The organism is Stenotrophomonas sp. YJH_SMC_122 (assembly GCF_059369535.1).
Genome location: NZ_JCAFST010000013.1, coordinates 1 through 18793, shown reverse-complemented (window position 1 = coordinate 18793; position 18793 = coordinate 1). Strand labels below are relative to the sequence as shown.

Here is an 18793-nt window from a genome sequence, read left to right as displayed (position 1 = left end):
CTGGGATGATGCGGGCATGGTTGCGCCCGTCCTTCCCGCAGATCCGTCTTCGCCGTTGCGCCGCCGGTTGCTGCGCGCGGCAGTGCTGGCGCCGTTGGCCGCTACGCTCGCCACCCTGCCCGGCTGTTCGCCGCCCGTGCAGGTGGATGGCACCTTCCTGCAGCCCTGGCGCAGCCATCTGCAATGGGGCCTGGTCGACTGGCAACGTTCGTTGAAGCTGGCCCATGCGTTGGGCTGCCGGCAGCTGGTGCTGCAGTGGACCGGCATCGTCGGTGGCAGCGATGGCGACTGGTCGCTGCCCGACGGCAGCCTGCAGCAGCTGTTCACTGCGGCCCGCGAGAATGACCTCCGCATCCGCGTCGGCCTGCCCTTCCAGCAACGCTGGTGGCAGGCCATCGGCGCCGACGACGCCACGCTGCAGGCGTTCCTGGCCGACAGCCTGGCGCACGCGCGCAGCTGGTTGGCCCAGGCGCCGTGGGCCGAGCAGCCGGCCTTCGGGGGCTGGTATCTGCCCTACGAACTGGAGCAGTACCACTGGGCCGATCCGGCCCGCCAGCAATGGCTGGCGCAATGGTTGCACGGGCTGGCAGACGCCACCGGCGCGCGCGGCGGTGACTGCGCGATCTCCTTTTACTTCAGCCGCCTGCAGTCCGATGGCGACCTGGTCACGCTATGGCAGGCGATATTGGCCCACGCCACGCTGCGACCGATGGTGCAGGACGGCGTGGGCGTTGCCGGCGCCGGCAACGTGCAGCAGCTTCAGCCGTTGCTCGATCATTTCCACGCGCACGACATCGGCTTCGATGCGATCGTCGAGCTGTTCCGCGAACTGCCCGGCAGCGCCGCTGATGGCAGCGGGTTCAAGGGCGAGACTGCCGATGCCGTGCGCATCCAGCGGCAGCTGGCGTGGGCACGCGACAGCGGCGCACAGCACGTGCTGGTCTATGCGCTGGAGCCGTGGCTGACCCAGGACACGCCGCAGGCGGCGGCGCTGCGGCGGCGGTGGGGGCTGCCTCAGTAATAGAGGATGGCGGTGGCGAACAGGCCCTTGGCGCGCTGTGTATCTCCGCCGCCGATCGCGAAGCGGTACTGCACGGTCAGGTCCAGGTAGGAACGCGGGGTGTTGTAGTGGTCCTCGCGGAACCAGTAGCGCACGCCCACGCCCGGTCCTGCGCCGAGTGACCAGCTGCGCTGCGTATCGTTGAGCGCGAACGACTGCGCCGGGAACAGCGGGTAACGGATGTCGCGCACCCGCGAGCGCTGGTCCAGCCAGTCCGCCCCCACCACCACATACGGCGTGGCCACCCAGTGGGTCTGCCCGGCGCCAAAGCGGAAGCTGCGCCCGGCACGCAGTTCAGCGGCAGCGAACCACTGCTCGCGATGCAACCGCCCGTGGGCATCGCCGATCCGCCGCACCGGCGTGCCGTTGGCATCCAGCGCATCGAGGGTGAAGTGGGCGCTGTTGTCGTCCCAGGTGTAACCGCCCTGCGCGTAGCCGCTGACCATCCACCACTGGTTGACGTCGGTGCGCAGTTCGGTGCCGTGGTAATAGCCATAGGTCAGGTAGGACATCCAGCCGCCAGAACCGCTGGCCAGGCGGTAGCGGGCCAGGGTGCTGGCTTCCAGTGGCGGATTCAGGGCCAGCTGCAGGCGGCACTGCACGGCCGCCGATGCCGGATAGACGTCGCCCGTGCGGGTGGCGCTACCGAGGAACTGGCGGCGCTCGATGCCGGCGCTCAGGCCGGTCTGGCCGAAGGCGTAGCGCAGGCCGAACGAGGCAATGGTGGACGGCCAGCCGGTGGTGGAACGCGAACGGCTGAGACGGTCGGCGCGTGCACGTGCGTCGGGTGTCGATTCGCCGGTGCACGGGTCCACCGCGCGGATCGATTCGTAGGTGCCGCCCTCGTCGTACAGGGTGTTGAGCAGCCGGGTGTAGAGCTCCAGCGTGCCATGCTGGTCGTTGAACGCCGGGGGCCGCCAGAACGCTTCCAGCGTGCTGAACACCGAATCGCCCGGCGTACTGATCGCAGCGCCGCCGACATTGGTCGCGGCCTGGCGCGCGCCGCGGAAGCCGGCCGAGGCGATCACGCCCCACTCGCGCGAATAGTTGGCGATGGCATTGCGCACGTTGTAGCGCTGATGCGCATCCAGAGGCAGCTCACCGGCGTCGGCGCGATCAATGGCGCTACGCAGCAGCGTCACCGCCTGCGGATGATCGCCGTTGGCCGCACTCGCATACGCCTGGTCGATCACCACGCTCCTGGGTGCCTTGCCGGTGGCCTCGGCGGCCCGGAAGTCGGCCAGTGCGCGCGCCGGTTCACGGGCCTTCTGGTTGAGGTAGCCGCGTTGCATCAGCGCCACCGCGTCATCAGGGTGCTGTGCCAGCGCCGCCTCCAGGCGCTGCCGTGCTTCGTCCTGCTGGCTGCGGTTGCCTGCCGCCAGCGTGGTGGTCAGCAGCCCCTGCAGGCTCGCGTCCTCCGGTGCGAGCTGCACGGCCTGCCGCGCCTCGCCGATCGCCTCGGCGTAGTCCTGCCGCGCGTAGGCCGCATACGCACGCTGTGCGGCACCACCGTCGCCCTGCAGGTCGACCGGCATCAGCGTGCAGGCACCACCGGTGTCAGCAGGCTGGCAGTGCTGGAATGGCGCCGGATAGGCCTGCGCACTCATGCGCGGAAGCTCGCGACTGGACCCGGTCGCCCTGGCGCGCTGCTCGATGCCCTGCTGCAGCAGCTGCTGCGCGCGTGCATCGCCCACATCCGTGGGCAACGCCGCCTGCAGCGGCGCCAGCAGTGCAGCCGCACGTGTGCGGTCCCCAGCAGCCAGGGCCGCATCCACGGCCAGCAGGCGCACGTTGCGCTGCTGCATGGTTGACCCCGGCGCGGCCAGTGCGAAGTCGAAGTCTTCATTGGCCAGCAGGGTCTTGCCCTGGCGCTGGCGCAGATAACCACGCATCAGCCGGGCATTGAGATCCCCGCCGTCGGCCTGCAGCGCCTGGTCGGCGCTGCGCTCGGCGTCGGCCAGCTGCCCCTGCTGCAGCTGCGCGGTGATCAACAGCAACCGGTACGAAGCAACATCCGGCGCCAGTTCGACGGCGGCCCGCGCCTGCGCGACGGCCGCCGCATCGTTCTGCGTGGACAGCGACTGGTAGGCCTGCTGGGCCTGCAGCAGCGCGCGCTGGCGGGCCAGCGCCACGCGCCGCGCGCGCAGCTCCTCGACGTTCGGTGCGCCCAGCTGCAGCGCCGTGCCGATGGCCGCGTCGGCCCGTTCGGCCTGTTGCTGTGCTTCCAGCGCCGCCACCCACAGCATCGCCCAGGCGCCCTGCTTCGGCTGCTGGCGGAAGGCCTGCTCGGCCTTGCTGGCCGCTTCCCCCATGCGCCCGGCGTCATAGGCAGCATAGGCCTCGGTGGCCAGCGCGTAGGCCTGCTGCCTGGCGCGGTCTGCGCCGCTGCCGGCCGCGCGCGGTGGGGTGGGTGCGCGCCCGCCCCTGGCATCCGGGGGCGGGCTGCGCGCAGCGGTGGCAGCGGCCAATGCCGGCAAGGCCGGATCCTTCATCCCGGCATCCAGTGCACGGCGCGCCTGCTGCTGCGCCTCCGCCGGCCGGCCCAGTTTCTGCAGCGCGTAGATCTGCAGCAGGCGCAGCCGCACCACGTCCGGGCGCAACCGGATCGCTTCGCTGGACTGCTGGTAAGCCGCTTGATAGTCGCCGCGCTCGTAAGCGGCGAAGGCCTGCTCGGCAACGCGGTAGGCCGCACCGGACAGCGGGAGCGGCACATCGGCCTGCGCCAGCGCCTGTGCCGGCGCGGCGGCCGTGGCCAGTGCCACGGCAATGACGGTGGACAGCAGCGTGGTCTTCATGCCGGCAAGGCTCCGGGAGGCGGCGACTGCAGCGCGGCCGCACGCCGGCGCTGCTCCTGCATGGCCTGGGCCACGGCCTCCTCGGTGGTGATGCCCTGCTTGACCAGGTAATCGCCAATGCGGCCATCGCGCTGCGGCTTGTACGCATCCAGTGCAATCTCGAAGCGCGCGTGGTCGATCAGGCGCATCTCCACCAGCAGGTCGCCCAGCAAGGGCACGTCGTCCAGCTGCCAGTGCTGGTCGCCGCCGATCAGGCGCAGGCCTGCGTTGATTTCGCTTTCGCGGGCGATGCTCTGTTCGATGTGCGCGCTGTGGGTTTCCTGCTTCAGCAACGCCAGCGCGTCTTCGGGCAATGGACTGGCCACGGCCAGCCGCAGTGTCTCCTGCTGCCGCGGCGGTAGCGGCAGCATGCGCCACTGCACGCAGGCATCGGCGCTGACCGGGAATGAGCCCGCGCGCAGATAATCGACGTCGATGACCGCACGCGGCAGATCGCCCTGGAAGGCGATGGCTTCGGCCAGGGTTTCATCATCCAGCCAGCCCTGGGTCAGCAGGATGCGGCCCAGCGGCTGCCGCCGGCCGGCATGCTGCTGCGCCAGCGCCTGCTGCAGCCGCTCCGGTTCCACCGCCTGCCAGGTGGTCAACAGTTCACCGAGCTGCTTGCGGGTCTGCACCAGCTGTGCCGCATCGGGGAAGTCGTGCATGGTCTTGTCCCAGACCATGCGCTTGCCGAACAGCAGGTAGGCCAGGAACACCTTCCATGCACGAGCGGTGGCCATGAAGTTGATCATGTTGCCGACCACCATGCGCGGGATCGACATCAGCGCATGCTCCCAGCCGTACAAGCGGTTGACGAAGTAGAAGCGCTGCACGACGCGGGTCGCCAGCGCCGCCGTGGTCAGCAGCGCGACATTCATCTGCCAGGTGCCGGCCTGGAACACGCTGGGGAACTGCATCGTCCACACCCCGGTCATCTTCAACAGCCAGAACAGCAGCAGCTGCAGGAAGATGAGGTAGGCGATGATGCTGACGAACGAGGTGATGATGCCCTTGCGATCGCGTGCCAGCAGGTACTTGGTGGCCAGCGAGCCTCGCCAGCCCAGCGACTCCCAGCTCTGCAGGCCGATGCCCAGCACCCAGCGCGCCTTCTGCCGGTACGAGGCGCGGAAGTTGTCGGGGAAGTACTCACGCACGCACAGCGCCATCTGCTGGGTGCGCTCGCGCACCGGTCCCCAGCCGAACCATGACGGCCGACGCACGCGGAACTGCACCGGGAAGCGGGCGAAGATCGACTGCATGCCCATGGCTGCCAGCCGCGCACCGACGTCGTAATCTTCGGTGAGGCTGTCGGTGTTGAAGGGCTGGTTGTCGGTCTGCGCGCTCAGCGCCAGCAGCGCTCGCCGCGAGAAACAGGTACCAACACCGGCCGACGGCACCATGCCGGACACGCTCTCGCGCACCACCAGATCCTTGGCGTGCCATTCGGCGAATTCGTCCATGTAGACGCCGGCCACCAGTTCGTACCACTCACGGTCCAGTGAGGTGACCGGCAGCTGGATCATGTCCTTGCGCGGCAGCAGGTAGTTGTAGAAGCGCAGTTCCATCGGGTGCAGCACGTCCTCGCTGTCGTGCAGGACCACCCCGGCGAACTCGATGTCGTGGCGCTTCTCGTAGTCGAAGATCGCCAGGATCAGCCAGTTCAGGCAGTCGGCCTTGCTGGTCGGTCCGTCATGCGGCACCTCCACGCGGCGCAGGCGCTTGTAGCGTCGGCGCATGCGCTCGACTTCGTCGATGGTCTGCTGGTCGTTGGGATAGGTGCCGACGAACACGACGTACTCGCGGTAGTCGAGCACGTTGATCATGTTCTCGACCATCTGCGCGATGACGTCGTACTCCATCCACGCCGGCACCATGATTGCCAGCGGCTGTTCCGGCCGCTGCAGCAGGTCTTCCTGGGTCAGTGGCCGGTACGCGTCGCGGCGCTTGATGGTCAGCGCGCGCCAACTCTCGCGCACCCAGTACCAGACATCGATGAACAGGTCATCGAGGCTGGAGATCAGGATCAGCACGGCCACCGCCGCCGCCGTGGTTTCCAGGGCGGCGTAATAGTTGGCCAGCTGGATGTTCCAGAACAGACCGTCCACGGCGGATCAGTGCCCTGTGTTGGCGGACTTGCGGCGGCGCACCTGGGTGACGCGGGCGGCCAGCAGCGCGAACACGATCACGCCGACCAGCAGCAGCAACCAGACCATGTGCCGTTCCCACTTCGATTGCGGATTGCCGTCGTGCGCGAGGCGCGTGCCATAGGGATCCTGGCGGTCGAATTCGCGCACGACATCAGTGCCATCAAGCACGGCCAGATCGCCGCGCAGCAACCGGAACGGCACGCCGAACGACGGTGCCTGTGCGCCAAGGTCGCTGTAGAGAACGCCCAACTGGCCGCCGGACGATCCCACCTGCACCACCGCGGCGTGATCCAGGCCGCTGACATCCAGCAGCGGTTGCGACATACCACCGACCCGCAGGTGGCCGTCCTTCAGGCCGGCCACATCGACACCGGCCGGTGCCACGCCGAAGGCCAGCCATGGCGCGCCCGGGCTGACCGCGGCACCGGCGTCGACCACCTTCAGTTCCGACGCCTCCGGCGAAGCGCCCACTGCACTGGCCACCGCGATGACCTTGCCCAGCGAGGCCGGCGCGTCCTGCAGCCACGCGCCGGGCACGAATACCTGGTTGCCGCGTGACAGCTGGCTGCTGGCACCGACGAAATCACTGCCCAGCGAGCGCTTGGCCAAGGTCAGGTGGCTGCTGGGCAGGATCGATACCGGGTAGCCGGTGGCTGGATCGTGGCAGTAGGGGCGTGCCGGTTGGCGCAGGAAGCTGACACGGATCTCGTTGCGCGCCGACAGCGCGTAGGCCGGTATCTTGGCCACCAGCCGTTGCGGTTGGCCGTTGGCCGACAGCACCTTGCCGCCCAGCAGGTAGTCGTTGAGGTAGATCGTGGCCACTGCGCCCTGACCGGCCGCGTTGGGGGCCGCCGAGACATCGATCACCACTTGCTCGGGCAGGCGGCCATCGGCCGACAGCGCACCCAGATCGAAGCTGGCACTGCGGTCGGCACGGGTCACCACATCCATGGTTCCGGCGATGTTTCCGAGCCGGCTCAGAAGTACCTGGTCACCGTCAAGTTTGGGCGTACCTGCTGCGCTGACCTGCAGGCTGCGGCCCAGCGCATAGCTGCGCCACTGTTCGGCGAACAACCCGGCGACCTTGCCCGCCGCTGCCGGGTCAACCACCAGCGTCGGACGCCCGGCCACGGCCACCACGCTGACCGACGTGTTGGCGGCGGGCTTCTCCAGGCCGCCCATGCCGGTGCCGCGCCACGCGGCGAACGCCGTGCCCGCATCAGCGCCCGCCGCACCGACCTGTGCGGCCAGCGCATCCAGCGCCGCGCGTACGCCGGCGCGCAATGCATCGCTGCCGATCATCACATCGGCGGCAAGCGGTCCGCTGTCACGCAACGACAGCAGCGCGCCGACTTCAGCCAGGTCCTTGATCGCATGCGCGCGCTCGCCCGTGGCCAGTGCGGCGTAGGCCGGCACGCCCTGCAGGCTGGCCGGGATGCTGATGCCGGCCAGGTCGACGCTGTCGCCGACCTTGGGCAGCGCCACCACCTGCACCTGCTTGCCGGCGGCCTGCAACGCGGTACCAATGCGCCAGGCGGCATCATAGGTTGGCGCCTGCAGCGCCTTGCCATCCACCAGCAGGCGCACCTGCGGTGGCAGCGCGCCCCAGGCCTTGGCCACGGTATCCACGGCGCGGCCGTCGAAGCGGTAGCTGAAACGCGAGTCCGGCGACAGCCGCAGCACGTTGGCCGGCGCGCTCTGGTCAGCGCATTGGTAATCGGACACGATCGACCACCAGCCGACACCGACGCGCACAAAGCCGTTCTGGCGGGGTTCGCCATCGATGGCCAGCAGCTGGCTGGCATCGCCCTGGGCATCGGTGATCGAACGCGCGGCGATCGGATCGCCATCCACCGACCACAGGCCTGAAGTGCGCCCAGCGTGGCCGCGTACATAGCGCCCATCGAGCTGCAGCTGCGCATCGCGGGTGGCAACACCGGCCGGCACCGGCAGGTAGACCTCGCGCTGGCTCTCCTGCCCACTGAGTACCAGCGGTTGGCGGAAGCCGAGTTCGCGCAGGGTCATCTGCCGGCTCACCGTGCTGTCGCTGCTCCATTCGGTGAACTGGCCGGCGACGGTGTCAGCGGCATGGGCAGTACCGACCACGCCCGACAGGACGAACGCGGCGGCGGAAACAAACAGGGGACAGCGGCCGGTGTGGCTCATGGCGTCACTTCATGGAGAGGGTGATGGGCGGCACCGCCGCTGCGGAGACCGGGCGAGAATTCGGGAAGGGGGGTGCCACGCAGGGCGGCGACGATGCGGGCGCTGGCGCGGCCGTCGCCATAGGGACTGGCATCGGGGTCGAAACGGGTCGGCTGCGGTGGCTGTGCCAGAGCCGCATTGACCCCCTCGACGATGCGCCACGGCGTGGTTCCGACCAGCGTCACCACACCGGCCTCGACCGCCTCCGGGCGCTCGGTGACGTCGCGCATCACCAGCACCGGCTTGGCCAGGGCCGGCGCTTCCTCCTGCACGCCACCGGAGTCGGTGAGGATGACGTCGGCGCGCTGCATCAGGCGCACGAAGCGCAGGTAGTCCTGCGGCGGCACCAGGTGCACGTTGTCGAGGTTGCCCAGGTGTGCGTTGACCGGGCCCTGCACGTTCGGATTGAGGTGTACCGGGTACAGCACCTGCAGGTCCGGCCGTCGGGCCAGCTCGGCCAGCGCACGGCAGATATCCTCGAAGCCCTGGCCGAAGCTCTCGCGGCGATGGCCGGTGACCAGCAGCAGGCGGCGCCCGGGGTCGAGCATGTGGAAGGGCTCGTCAGCCTGGGCACGCAGTGCCGAATCGGCATCCAGGCGCTGCACGGTCTGCTGCAGGGCATCGATGACGGTGTTGCCGGTGACCAGGATCTGCCCGCCCAGATGCTCACGGGCCAGGTTGGCGCGCGAGCCGGGAGTGGGTGCGTACAGCTGATGACCGACCACGTCGATCACCCGCCGGTTCATTTCCTCCGGCCATGGCCGGTCGATGTCGCCGGTGCGCAGGCCGGCCTCGACATGGCCGATCGGAATGCGGTGGTGGAACGCGGCCAGAGCGGCGGTCATCGCGGTGGTGGTATCGCCGTGCACCAGCACGCGATCCGGGCGGACCTGCGTGTAGAGCGCGTCAAGCCGCTCGAACAGCCTGGAACACAGGCCATTGAGGGTCTGGTTGGGCACCATGACATCAAGGTCATGGTCGGCGGTGATCTCGAACAGCGACATCACCTGGTCGAGCATCGCCCGGTGCTGGCCGGTGATGCAGACCACCGATTCGACGTCCGCGGCCTGGGCCAGGGCGCGCACCAGCGGCCCCATCTTGATTGCTTCCGGTCGGGTGCCGAACACCGACAGGACCTTCACCGGGGTGCTCCGGAAGGACGGTGCTGGAGAATGCCAGGAGCGGTAGCCACGTCTGGATCCTTTCGGCGTTACCGTCCAATGCCCGCAGGCAGGAGACGGTCACCTCATGAGGAAACTCCAAATTCGCGACGTCCATCACATTCGATTGATGGTACGTGCGTCGTGGCACTGATCTTCATCGTTGGGAGATCAAGACGCAGTCAACGCCGCCCGTGGGACGGGCGACGTTGCCGCGGAACCCCGCAGGGGCAGCCGCCCGGGCGGCCTTACTCGTACTGGATGGTGAAGGTGGCCTGGCCGTTCGCGACACCCGCGCCCACCGTGCCGGCCTGGGTCTGCACGTAGCGCGCGCGCAGCGGCAGCGCCATGACGCTGGTCCCCGGCGCCGTGGTGCCAACGTTGATGGTCTGGCCGAAGCGCACTTCGCGCTCGGTGGTGCCATCGCGCTGGACCATCTGGATGCCGATGCGGGTGGCGCTGTTGGCAGCCGCGCTGAGCTTCAGCACGCCCGGCATGTTCGAGCTGTCCTGGTCGGCATCGAGGCGGATGCCGATCTTGCTCTGGTAGGCGGCGACGTTGCTGCCCTGGCAGTTCAGGCGGATCTCGAAATCGCGGTCGACCGCGCGCGAACCGACACCGGTGAAGGTGGTGTTGGGCACGCTGCCGAAGTCGACGGCGATGTTGCGGCTGCCGGCCTGCACTTCGCAGGTCGGGCTGACCACGGTGGTGCCCGAGCCCTTGAAGGTGGAGGTCAGCACCGGGCGACCGGCGCCATCACCGTCGAAGTAGTACGTGGTGAAGCGACCGTTCGGTGCGATCACGCCCGAGCCGGTCTGTGCCGCTGTCTTGATCAGCTGGATGCGGAACGTGCCTCCGACCAGCGAGATGGTGGCGTTGCTGGCGAAGTTGATGGTGTGCGGATAGTAGGTCTGGATCGCGCCGGAGTCGCGGTACAGGCGGATGCCCACGCCCGCCACATCGGTTTCATAGACGTTCGAGAAACCGGCCACCGGACGCTTCTGCGCGGCGTTGACGTACTCGCCGATGGAACGGCCACCGGACCAGTCGCAGCGCGCCACGCTGTTCTGCTGGTTGATCGGCTCGCTGATCTCCTTGATCACGCCGCCGACCGGCGTGCTGGGCAGGATCACGATCTGGCCCATGTCCATGGTCACGTCCTGCGCGGTGAACCAGCTGGACTGGATGCGGCACGACGCGCTGGCCTGCTGTGCCAGCAACGCGCCGCCCAGCAATGCAAGGGCCGTGAGAGCCTTGCGGCCACGGGAAGAAATCATCGGCATGCTGCCTCCAGCGGGATGAAGCCGGTCTTGGACGCATCGGCGCCCGCCGGAACCTGGTAATCGATGGTGCAGCGCTGGTCGGCACCGGCGCCCCACTCGACCAGCAGGCGGCCCTGGTTCTTTTCACTGCGCACGTACAGGCGGCCGCCTTGGCTGACCATGCCGACCGGCTGGCCCTGCTCATCCTTGACCTGTGCACCGAACGGCATGCTGCGGCCATCCGGGTTGCGTACCTGGATCAGCAACGCGTTGCCCTTGCGGGTATCGAAGCGCAGGTAGCTGATGGCACCGGCGAACGGTGCGATCGACTGGCTGGTGCTTTCCAGCTCGACGTCGTGGGCCATGCCCTGCGGATCGAGGGTGACGGTGTTGAGGCGGTACGGCGACACGTACGGCACCACGGCATAGCCGCGGCCATCGACGCGCAGGCCCGGGGCGTTGCTGACGATCGCATCGCGCGCGCCCGGTGCCTCGACCAGCACCATGGTGTCGCCACGCTGCGGGGTGAAAGTGAAGCCGCCCGGATGCACCACCACGCTGCCGTTGGCACCGACCGAGGCCTGGCGGAAATCACGCGAGTGGCTGTAGGTGGCATTCAACGCGGAGTAGCGGCTGCGGTATTCGGCATTGCCGACCGCCGTGGTGCCGCCCTCGCGGGAATCGGACAGGGCCACGCCGTAGCTGAAGTTGTTGTCGACGCCGGCCGAACCGGTGATGCCGACGCGGCTGTTGTCGTAGCCACCGCGGTCGCGCACGCCGAGATCGGCACTGAACGACACCGGGTGGGTACCCCGGCCCAGCGGCACGCTCATCGACAGCAGGTACTGGGTGTCGGAACGGCCGAGCACGCCTTCTTCGGTGCGCAGCGCCGAGAAGCCGTAGTTCACCGAACGCCAGGCGTTGTTGTAGCCCACCTGGTACTGCTTGGAGGTGCCGGAGCGGTCATAGAAGTCACGCACCGAACCGGTCACGTACAGCGCACCGCCGCGACGGCCCAGCGGCTGGTTCAGCGTTACCTGGAACTGGCTGCGCTGGCGACCACGGGTGGTCGGATCGATGCCGCGCTTGTCCGAGTCACGGCCATACAGCGCATCCTGCAGGCTGTAGAAACCTTCGGTCGAGTAGCGGTAGGCAGCCAGGGTCAGGTTGGTGCCGGTCTCGCCGATCATGTTGCTGTAGCTCAAGCGCACGCTGGCGCCAGTGTGGCTGCCGTAGTGGTCGAACGAAGTGCGTGCATGGGTGACGTCTGCCGCGAAGGCACCGACCCGGGTGGACAGGCCGACGCCGTACAGCAGCGACAGGTAGCCATCGCTCAGCGCGCTGCCGCCGTACAGGGTCAGCTGGTTGCCGATGCCGCGCTGGTAGGTGCCCTGCACCAGCCAGGGTTCGTCGGCCAGCAGCTTGTTGCGCACCTGGCCGGCGGTCAGCGAGTAACGCGACACGCCTTCGCGCAGCATCTGCGGCACCGAGCCGAACGGCACCTTGAATTCGCGGCGGCGGCCATCGGCCTCGATCACGCTCACTTCCAGGTCGCCGCCGTAGCCGGTCGGGTACAGGTCGTCGATGACGAAGTTGCCCGGCGAAACGGTGGAGGAGTAGATCAGCTGCTGGTTCTGGCGCACTTCGATGCGTGCGTTGGTCTCGGCGATGCCGCGCACGACCGGCGCGTAACCGCGCAGCGAATCGGGCAGCATGCGATCGTCGCTGGCCAGGCTGGCACCGCGGTAGCCGATCGAGTCGAACAGTTCGCCGGTGGTGTAGGCCTCACCGATGGTGAGCATGCCGCGCACCTGCGGGATGCCGCGCTGTGCGTAGGTGGCGATGCTCTGCCAATGGCGGCCGTCACCCTCGGACCAGGTCAGGTTGGAGTCGTGGCGGAACTGCCAGCCGCCCAGGTTGAGGCCGGCATTGAGGCCGAGATAGGCACTGCGGTTGCGCTGGCCACCTTCGACACGGCTGTTGCTGTCGATGGCATTGAAGCTGTAGCCGACGAAGCCGGCATTGATGCCACGGTCCCACAGCGCCGGGTTGACGTAGCCGCGCGCCTCGCGGCGCAGGAACACCTGCGGGATGCTGAGGTCGTAGCGCAGGTTGCCGCTGTCGTAGACACCATAGGCATTGGCCATGCGCTGCTGCACCGGCACGCAGCTGGTGGTGTCGGTCGGCAGCGTCGGGTCCTGCTGCAGCAGCACGGCCTCGCTGTCCACGCCCATTTCCTCCAGCATCGGCAGCGGCAGGCAGGCATCGACACGGCCCTGTGCATCGGCCTTGAACTGCAGGTCACGACGACCTTGCCAGGCACCGTTGACGTAGACGTCGACACGGTAGTTGCCGGCGACCATCGGGTTGCCGTTGCTGAAGGCCGCCAGGTCGACCTGCTTGGCCTGGCCCGACAGGAAGCTGGAATTGAACTGGGCCGATTCCGGTGCGCGCGCGTTGGCCGCACCACTCTGCGCCATCAGCGCCTGTTCGCCGAGATTGGCCGGTGCCGCCATCGCCCATCCTGGGCAGGCCGCGCCAACAACCAGCAGGCAAAGCGCCTGATGGATCGACAATGTCAATCTGTTTCCGATCACACTGACATTCCTTCAATTCGCCGCACGGCGGCGGTGGCGGGATGCGCAGGCCCATGGCCGGCGCGGCGCGTTCAGCCCCCGGTGCTGTCGAGGCGGACGGTGTGCTCGACCCGGCCGCCGTAATCATTGATGGTGATGAAGCGCACCTGCTGCGTGCCCGCCGGTGCGGCGAACTCCAGGCTCTGCTTCGGCGCGACCATCGCGCCCTTGTCTTCGACGGCCTTTTCACTGCTGCCGGTCACGGCATGCACTTCGGCCAGGGTGACGTGGAAGGGGCTCGGGTTTTCCACCCGCAGGCGGTCGCCATTGCGGGTCCAGCGCAGCGCTGCCGGTGCGTCGTTGGCGACGCCCTTCAGGCCCTGCGGCCGGTAGAAAAGCTTCAGGCGCGAACGGAACGCGACCTGCAGGTAATTCTGTTCGCCGCTGTCGGCGTTGTCCGGCGACGGTGGTACATCCAGCACGTTGAGCCAGAACACCGTCTCGCGATCGGTCGGCAGCTGTGCGCCGGAGAAGATCAGGCGCAGCGCCTGGCTGCGGCCCGGCTCGACGCGCGCGATCGGCGGCGTCAGCACGAACGGAGCATCACTGGTATCGGCGGTCTGGTTGGCGTCGCCACTGTCGATCCAGGCCTGGACCAGTGCGGGCGAGTCGCCCACGTTGTCCACCTGCACGGTGACTTCGCGCGCCTGTGCCGGGTAGATCACCCGCGTGCCATTGACCACCACGCCGGCCAGTGCGTTCTGGCAGAGGGGCAGCGTGAACGCTGCCAGCAGCAGCGCCCGGGGAAAGAGTGCTTTCATCGGAAGTACTACGCTCGAGGGGTGTGGCCAGGGGCCGCGGAGCACTGGCCGGCGCGTACGCCGGCCAATGCGGGTACGGCTACGATCAGTTGTAGATGATCGTGTACTTGACGCTGCTGGTGACGTCGCCCGGGGTGGCGGCGGCAGTGGCGTAGTACTCAGCGTAGTAGTTCAGGTCGGCCGAGCCGTCGGTGCCGACGGTGACCCACTGCGAGTTGGTCTGGGCCAGGCCAGCGCCGGCAGCCTTGATCGGCAGGAACTGGTTGTTCGAGCCCAGCAGCTGCAGCTGCACGTTGGTGGCAGCGTTGGCCGAGGCCTGGTTGACCAGGCGGCCGCTGTTGAAGTCGACGGTCGAACCCGGCTCGAAGTAGGTGGCGACGTTGCCGGCGCTGCACTTGGTCAGGTTGATGGCGAACGGGGTGCGGCCCGCAACGGCACCGGCGGTAGCCAGGGTGTTCTTCGACACGGTCGGCAGGGTCACGGCGAAGTCCTTGCCGCCCGGGGTCGAGATGGTGCAGGTCTTGTCGGTCACCTTGCCATTGAAGGTGATGGTGCCGTCGGCGGCGTTGGCGGCCAGCGGAGCGGCGGCCAGCATCAGAGCGGCAATGAGGTTGATCTTGTGCATTCGCTTTTACCTAACCCTACTGAAGAGATGAGAAGTAGAGGAGGAAGCAAGGAGCACTGCCGGGCTAACAAGACCCATCCTTGCGTCTCACCTGTGGCCGGACTCGGACGTACCTCTCCCTGAATCCGTGACGCACGTATATGCACAACTGTGATGAAAGTCTCATTATTTTTCTGAACGCCAATTCATTGACGCCCTAAATGTGACGTGATAGGCGAAATCGCGCCCCCTGGGCGCGCGGGAGAATTGACGCAGCCATGGGCGGGTCACAAGCGACCGTAAATGACGCAATGGCTGACGCGTTCGGCGTGCACGAAAACAGGCTTTTTTCAGGCGGAAATCGCTTTGTTTGATGCGCATCACTCTTTCTTGGTGATGGCCCTAGCAGATTCGGAATCGTCCTATTAAAGGCTGATCGAACCTGTCGCTAACTAGGACACACCGAACCAGAGAACGTGTCATGAGGAACTCCATTCTGCTGTGCGTGGCCCTGATGTCCGTCAGTGCGCTGGCCCATGCCAGCAGCGGCAGCATCCGTTTCAGCGGCCGCATCGCCGAGCCGGGCTGCACGACGAACCTGTCCCAGGGTGAGCTGAGCCTGGCGGCCTGCCCGCCGTCGGCCAAGGGCTCGACGGTGGAAGTGACGGCACTGGCCGATGGCCAGGCCGCGACGCTGCGCGATGGCAAGCGCCAGGGCCAGAAGCTGTCGGTGTCGGCCAGCGCGATGCGCGCCGGCGATATCGCCTTCTCCGAGCGTTACAGCGTGCAGGCTTCGAAGCAGCAGCCGCTGCAGGGCGCCTACCTGGTGGTGGTCGACTACCTGTAAGCGCCGTTGAGGGCCGGCGGGGTTACGCCGGCGGCAGCTCGAAGACCTGGCGCAGGTAGGCCAGGTAGCCCGGGTCGTCGCACATGCTCTTGCCCGGCGAATCGCTGAGCTTGGCCACCGGCTGGCCGTTGCAGCGGACCATCTTGATGACGATGTTGAGCGGCGTCGGGCCCAGGTCATTGGTCAGGTGGGTGCCGACGCCGAACGCGACCTGGCAGCGGCCACGGAAGTAGTCGTACAGGCGCATCACCTTGGCGATGTCGAGCCCATCGCTGAACACCAGCACCTTGCTGCGCGGATCGACCCGGCGCTGCTGGAAATGCGCCAGCATGCGGTCGCCCCAGTCGAACGGATCGCCGGAATCATGGCGCACACCGTCGAACAGCTTGCAGAAATACATGTCGAAGTCGCGCAGGAACGCGTCCAGGCCGACCACGTCGGACAACGCGATGCCGAGGTCGCCGCGGTACTCGCGCGCCCACGATTCCAGTGCCGCCACCTGCGAATCACGCAGGCGCGGGCCGAGCGCCTGGAACGCCTGCAGGTACTCGTGGGCCATGGTGCCGTGCGGGGTCATGCCGTACAGGCGCGCGAAGTGGACGTTGCTGGTGCCGACCAGCTGCGGGCCGAGTGCATCGCGCAGCAGCGGCAGCAGCCGCGCGTGCCAGTCACGCGAGTAGCGGCGACGGCTGCCATAGTCGGCAATGCGGCATTGCTCGAAGCCGGGGGTATCGCGCAGCAGCGCGGCCTTGGCCTGCAGCCGGCGCTCGCCTTCGGCGAAGTCGGCCGTGGTGGTGTTGCGGAACCAGACTTCGTTGATGATCGCCAGCAGCGGCACTTCGAACAGGATGGTGTGCAGCCACGGGCCGGTGATGTCCAGTTCGATCTCGCCGGGCACGGTCTTCGACGCGCGCAGCTGGATGTACTTGCGGTCGAGGTGGAACAGGCCGAGGAAATCGGCGAAATCCGGCTTCACGAAGCGCAGGCCACGCATGTAGTCCAGCTCCGCGTCGCTGAAGCGCAGGCTGCACAGGTGGTCGATTTCTTCGTCGATCTGGTCGATGTAACGGGCCAGGTCGATGCCGGGCGTACGGCACTTGAACCGGTACTGCACCTGGGCACCGGGGTGCTGGTGCAGCACTGCCTGCATCATGGTGAACTTGTACAGGTCGGTGTCGAGCAGGGACTGGATGATAGGCATGGGGCGGATTATGCGCCCGGCGGCGTGAACCGTGGGCCCGGCTCTACAACGACCTGCGCAGCAGGCGCGGCACCAGCATCGCCGCATGCGCCCAGATCGCGGCCCACACCGCAACGCGTACCGGCAGCGACCGCTGCTTCGCCTCGAACTTCTGGAAGTAGCGCCACAGGCCCTTGTGCTTGTGCCATTCCACGAAGAATGGCCGCGAGCGGCTGGAAACGCCGCGCACGTGGGTGACATGCAGATCGTTGGCGATCGCCACCACCGCGCCGGCCTCGCGTGCGCGGCGGCACAGATCCAGGTCCTCGGCATGCAGGCGGTAACCCGCATCCCAGCCACCGATGCGCTCGAACAGGGCACGCGGCATCATCAGCAGCGCACCGGACAGCGCCGGCACCCGCTGCAGCACCTGCTGCGGGTCACGCGGCACCGCCAGCTTCGAGCCCTTGCCCGGCGAGCGCAGCATCAGCAGGAAATCCGGATCGCGACGGCGCACCGCTTCATCGGCGTGGCCGTGCTCGTCCACCTGCTCGACGCCGAGCAGGCAATCGCCCAGCACCTCGCCACGGCTGCGCAGTTCGGTCAGGGTGTCCGGCTCGACCATCAGGTCCGGGTTGATGAAGGCCAGCCACGGGCTGTGCGAGTCGGCCACGCCCTGGTTGTTGGCGGCGGCAAAGCCGGGATTGTCCGGATTGCCGACGAAGCGCACGCGCGGGTCATGGCTGGCGTGCCGCTGCACGATGTCCAGCGTGCCATCCATCGAACCATTGTCGATCACCCGGATCTCGGCGATATCCTGCCCCTGGCGCAGGCGCGACAGGCAGGCATCGATGGTGCTGCCACTCTGGTAGGTGACGACGATGGCGGCAATGGCTGCTTTCAAACGGGAGGCTCCGGCGCGGGCGGGACAAACAGGTCGCCCTGTTCCTTCGGCATTATCGCCTGCCGCATGCGCTGCTGCAGGTCGGCACGCAGGCCGTGCAGTGGATCGTGCATCAGGAAATCGGCCAGCCGCGGCACCCAGGCCGGCCAGCGTGCCGCCAGGGCCTCCAGGTCGCCATCGCGGCTGACCGCCTCCCCTGCCCGGCTGACGAACGCGGTCTCGCACAACACGTTGCGCCACCCCAGGCCCGCCATGCGCAGGCTGAGGTCGACCAGCGCGGCATTCCAGCCGGCATAGCTGTCCACGTCCAGGCCACCGGCACGGCGGCGCGCGTTGCCACGTACCAGCACCGCGTGGGTGACCGCCGATGGCAGCTCCGGGTGAAGCGTCGGCAACGTGGCGCAGGTATGCGCCAGCAAGGCCGGGTCATGGGGTTCGGGATTGATCTCGCCCAGCCGAGGCCACGCCGCGGTCTCGCCGGCATTGCACCAGGGGGTCGCAGTGGCGATGGCGGCATCGCGGGCGAAGGCATCCTGCAACTGCTGCAACCAACCGGGCGACGGCACGCTGTCCGGCGCCAGCACGGCCACGTCCAGGCCATCGCAGGCGCGGAGCATCTCGTCCAGATGGGCAACCTCGCCCAGTGGGCGCGCGCGCCGGGTGTACTCGGCCTGCAGCGGCGTATGCGCCAACCAGTGCTCGACCACGGCCTGCGCACGCGGCCCTGCCTGCGCGTCGTCGGCCAGCCAGACCGCAGTGCCCGGCGCGGTGCCGGCATCCAGTGCGGCCAGGCAGCGGTCCAGCGCGGCATCGTCCACGCACAGCGGCAACAACACGATCGCCCCCATCCCGCCTCCGTGGTTGTCGGTGGTCACAGCGTAGCACCGGGAGGGTATCGGCCGGGTTGCACCCGGCACCCGCGGTAGTGCCGGCCGCTGGCCGGCAACATCAAGAGCAGAGGCCCACATTCCGTGGGTTGGCGGGGTGGGTCCGGTTGCGGGGGACGCCGTAAACCCATCCTTGGGGGCTTGGCCGCGGCATCCATGCCGCGGACTGATCTGGCCCCCCGTCAGCGGACGCCAAGAAGCGATACTTTGATCGCACTTGGAGGCCCCTTATGTCCCGTATCACCCGTCGTAGCTACACCGATGAGTTCAAGCACCAAGCCGTGGAGTTGGCCGAGTCGCTCGGGC

Annotated in this window: 13 protein-coding genes; 2 read left to right on the top strand and 11 right to left on the bottom strand. The window is 67.9% G+C overall.

Annotation, left to right across the window (positions count from 1 at the left end):
• Positions 1-16: 16 nt before the first annotated feature.
• The gene (locus AC5P66_RS16450) at positions 17-1021 is read left to right on the top strand and encodes a DUF4434 domain-containing protein (RefSeq protein ID WP_199161071.1); all 1005 of its coding nucleotides are present in this window, start codon (positions 17-19) and stop codon (positions 1019-1021) included.
• Here AC5P66_RS16450 and AC5P66_RS16445 read toward each other — a convergent pair.
• From AC5P66_RS16445 to AC5P66_RS16410, 8 genes are all read right to left on the bottom strand, one after another.
• Complete coding sequence (locus AC5P66_RS16445; protein ID WP_099495959.1) at positions 1015-3855, bottom strand: NfrA family protein; 2841 nt, start codon at positions 3853-3855, stop codon at positions 1015-1017. The genes AC5P66_RS16450 and AC5P66_RS16445 overlap by 7 nt on opposite strands.
• The gene (locus tag AC5P66_RS16440) at positions 3852-5999 is read right to left on the bottom strand and encodes a glycosyl transferase family protein (RefSeq protein ID WP_099495960.1); all 2148 of its coding nucleotides are present in this window, start codon (positions 5997-5999) and stop codon (positions 3852-3854) included. Before AC5P66_RS16440 ends, AC5P66_RS16445 begins: the two co-directional genes overlap by 4 nt.
• Positions 6000-6005: 6 nt before the next feature.
• Positions 6006-8207 carry a hypothetical protein gene (locus tag AC5P66_RS16435; RefSeq protein WP_495216505.1) on the bottom strand — a complete coding sequence of 734 codons (2202 nt, stop codon included), beginning with the start codon at positions 8205-8207 and terminating at the stop codon, positions 6006-6008.
• On the bottom strand, positions 8204-9388 hold the full coding sequence (gene wecB / locus AC5P66_RS16430) for a non-hydrolyzing UDP-N-acetylglucosamine 2-epimerase (protein ID WP_495216504.1): 1185 nt from the start codon (positions 9386-9388) through the stop codon (positions 8204-8206). The genes AC5P66_RS16435 and wecB overlap by 4 nt, the downstream gene beginning before the upstream one ends.
• Before the next feature lie 266 nt (positions 9389-9654).
• A complete protein-coding gene (locus AC5P66_RS16425) occupies positions 9655-10689 on the bottom strand; it encodes a fimbrial protein (protein WP_049414541.1) in 1035 nt (344 codons plus the stop codon).
• Positions 10680-13244 (bottom strand): fimbria/pilus outer membrane usher protein, encoded by a 2565-nt coding sequence (locus AC5P66_RS16420; protein WP_338167711.1) that lies wholly within the window; start codon positions 13242-13244, stop codon positions 10680-10682. The genes AC5P66_RS16425 and AC5P66_RS16420 overlap by 10 nt, the downstream gene beginning before the upstream one ends.
• A gap of 92 nt (positions 13245-13336) precedes the next feature.
• Positions 13337-14065, bottom strand: coding sequence for a fimbrial biogenesis chaperone (locus tag AC5P66_RS16415; RefSeq protein WP_049414539.1), 729 nt, complete (start codon positions 14063-14065; stop codon positions 13337-13339).
• A gap of 85 nt (positions 14066-14150) precedes the next feature.
• Entirely contained in the window at positions 14151-14690 is a 540-nt protein-coding gene (locus AC5P66_RS16410) for a fimbrial protein (RefSeq protein WP_005415238.1), read from the bottom strand.
• Between the two features lie 460 nt (positions 14691-15150).
• On the opposite strand from AC5P66_RS16410, the gene AC5P66_RS16405 reads away from it, so the two are divergent.
• Entirely contained in the window at positions 15151-15516 is a 366-nt protein-coding gene (locus tag AC5P66_RS16405; protein WP_049439792.1) for a hypothetical protein, read from the top strand.
• A gap of 22 nt (positions 15517-15538) precedes the next feature.
• On the opposite strand, the gene pncB is transcribed toward AC5P66_RS16405, so the two are convergent.
• Genes pncB through AC5P66_RS16390 form a run of 3 tightly spaced genes read right to left on the bottom strand, consistent with a single transcriptional unit; the run spans position 15539 to position 18448 of the window.
• On the bottom strand, positions 15539-16717 hold the full coding sequence (gene pncB, locus AC5P66_RS16400; protein WP_049414537.1) for a nicotinate phosphoribosyltransferase: 1179 nt from the start codon (positions 16715-16717) through the stop codon (positions 15539-15541).
• Positions 16718-16760: 43 nt separating this feature from the next.
• Entirely contained in the window at positions 16761-17600 is an 840-nt protein-coding gene (locus AC5P66_RS16395) for a glycosyltransferase family 2 protein (RefSeq protein WP_099495964.1), read from the bottom strand.
• A complete protein-coding gene (locus AC5P66_RS16390; RefSeq protein WP_049439791.1) occupies positions 17597-18448 on the bottom strand; it encodes a glycosyltransferase family 2 protein in 852 nt (283 codons plus the stop codon). The genes AC5P66_RS16395 and AC5P66_RS16390 overlap by 4 nt, the downstream gene beginning before the upstream one ends.
• Between the last annotated feature and the right edge of the window lie 345 nt (positions 18449-18793).

Bases quoted from the DNA above. Each gene is read 5' to 3' on its own strand.
- AC5P66_RS16425 (WP_049414541.1), bottom strand. From the start codon at position 10,689: ATGCCGATGATTTCTTCCCGTGGCCGCAAGGCTCTCACGGCCCTTGCA.
- AC5P66_RS16445 (WP_099495959.1), bottom strand. From the start codon at position 3,855: ATGAAGACCACGCTGCTGTCCACCGTCATTGCCGTGGCACTGGCCACG.
- AC5P66_RS16450 (WP_199161071.1), top strand. From the start codon at position 17: ATGGTTGCGCCCGTCCTTCCCGCAGATCCGTCTTCGCCGTTGCGCCGC.
- AC5P66_RS16410 (WP_005415238.1), bottom strand. From the start codon at position 14,690: ATGCACAAGATCAACCTCATTGCCGCTCTGATGCTGGCCGCCGCTCCG.
- pncB (WP_049414537.1), bottom strand. From the start codon at position 16,717: ATGCCTATCATCCAGTCCCTGCTCGACACCGACCTGTACAAGTTCACC.
- AC5P66_RS16415 (WP_049414539.1), bottom strand. From the start codon at position 14,065: ATGAAAGCACTCTTTCCCCGGGCGCTGCTGCTGGCAGCGTTCACGCTG.
- AC5P66_RS16390 (WP_049439791.1), bottom strand. From the start codon at position 18,448: ATGGGGGCGATCGTGTTGTTGCCGCTGTGCGTGGACGATGCCGCGCTG.
- AC5P66_RS16435 (WP_495216505.1), bottom strand. From the start codon at position 8,207: ATGAGCCACACCGGCCGCTGTCCCCTGTTTGTTTCCGCCGCCGCGTTC.
- AC5P66_RS16405 (WP_049439792.1), top strand. From the start codon at position 15,151: ATGAGGAACTCCATTCTGCTGTGCGTGGCCCTGATGTCCGTCAGTGCG.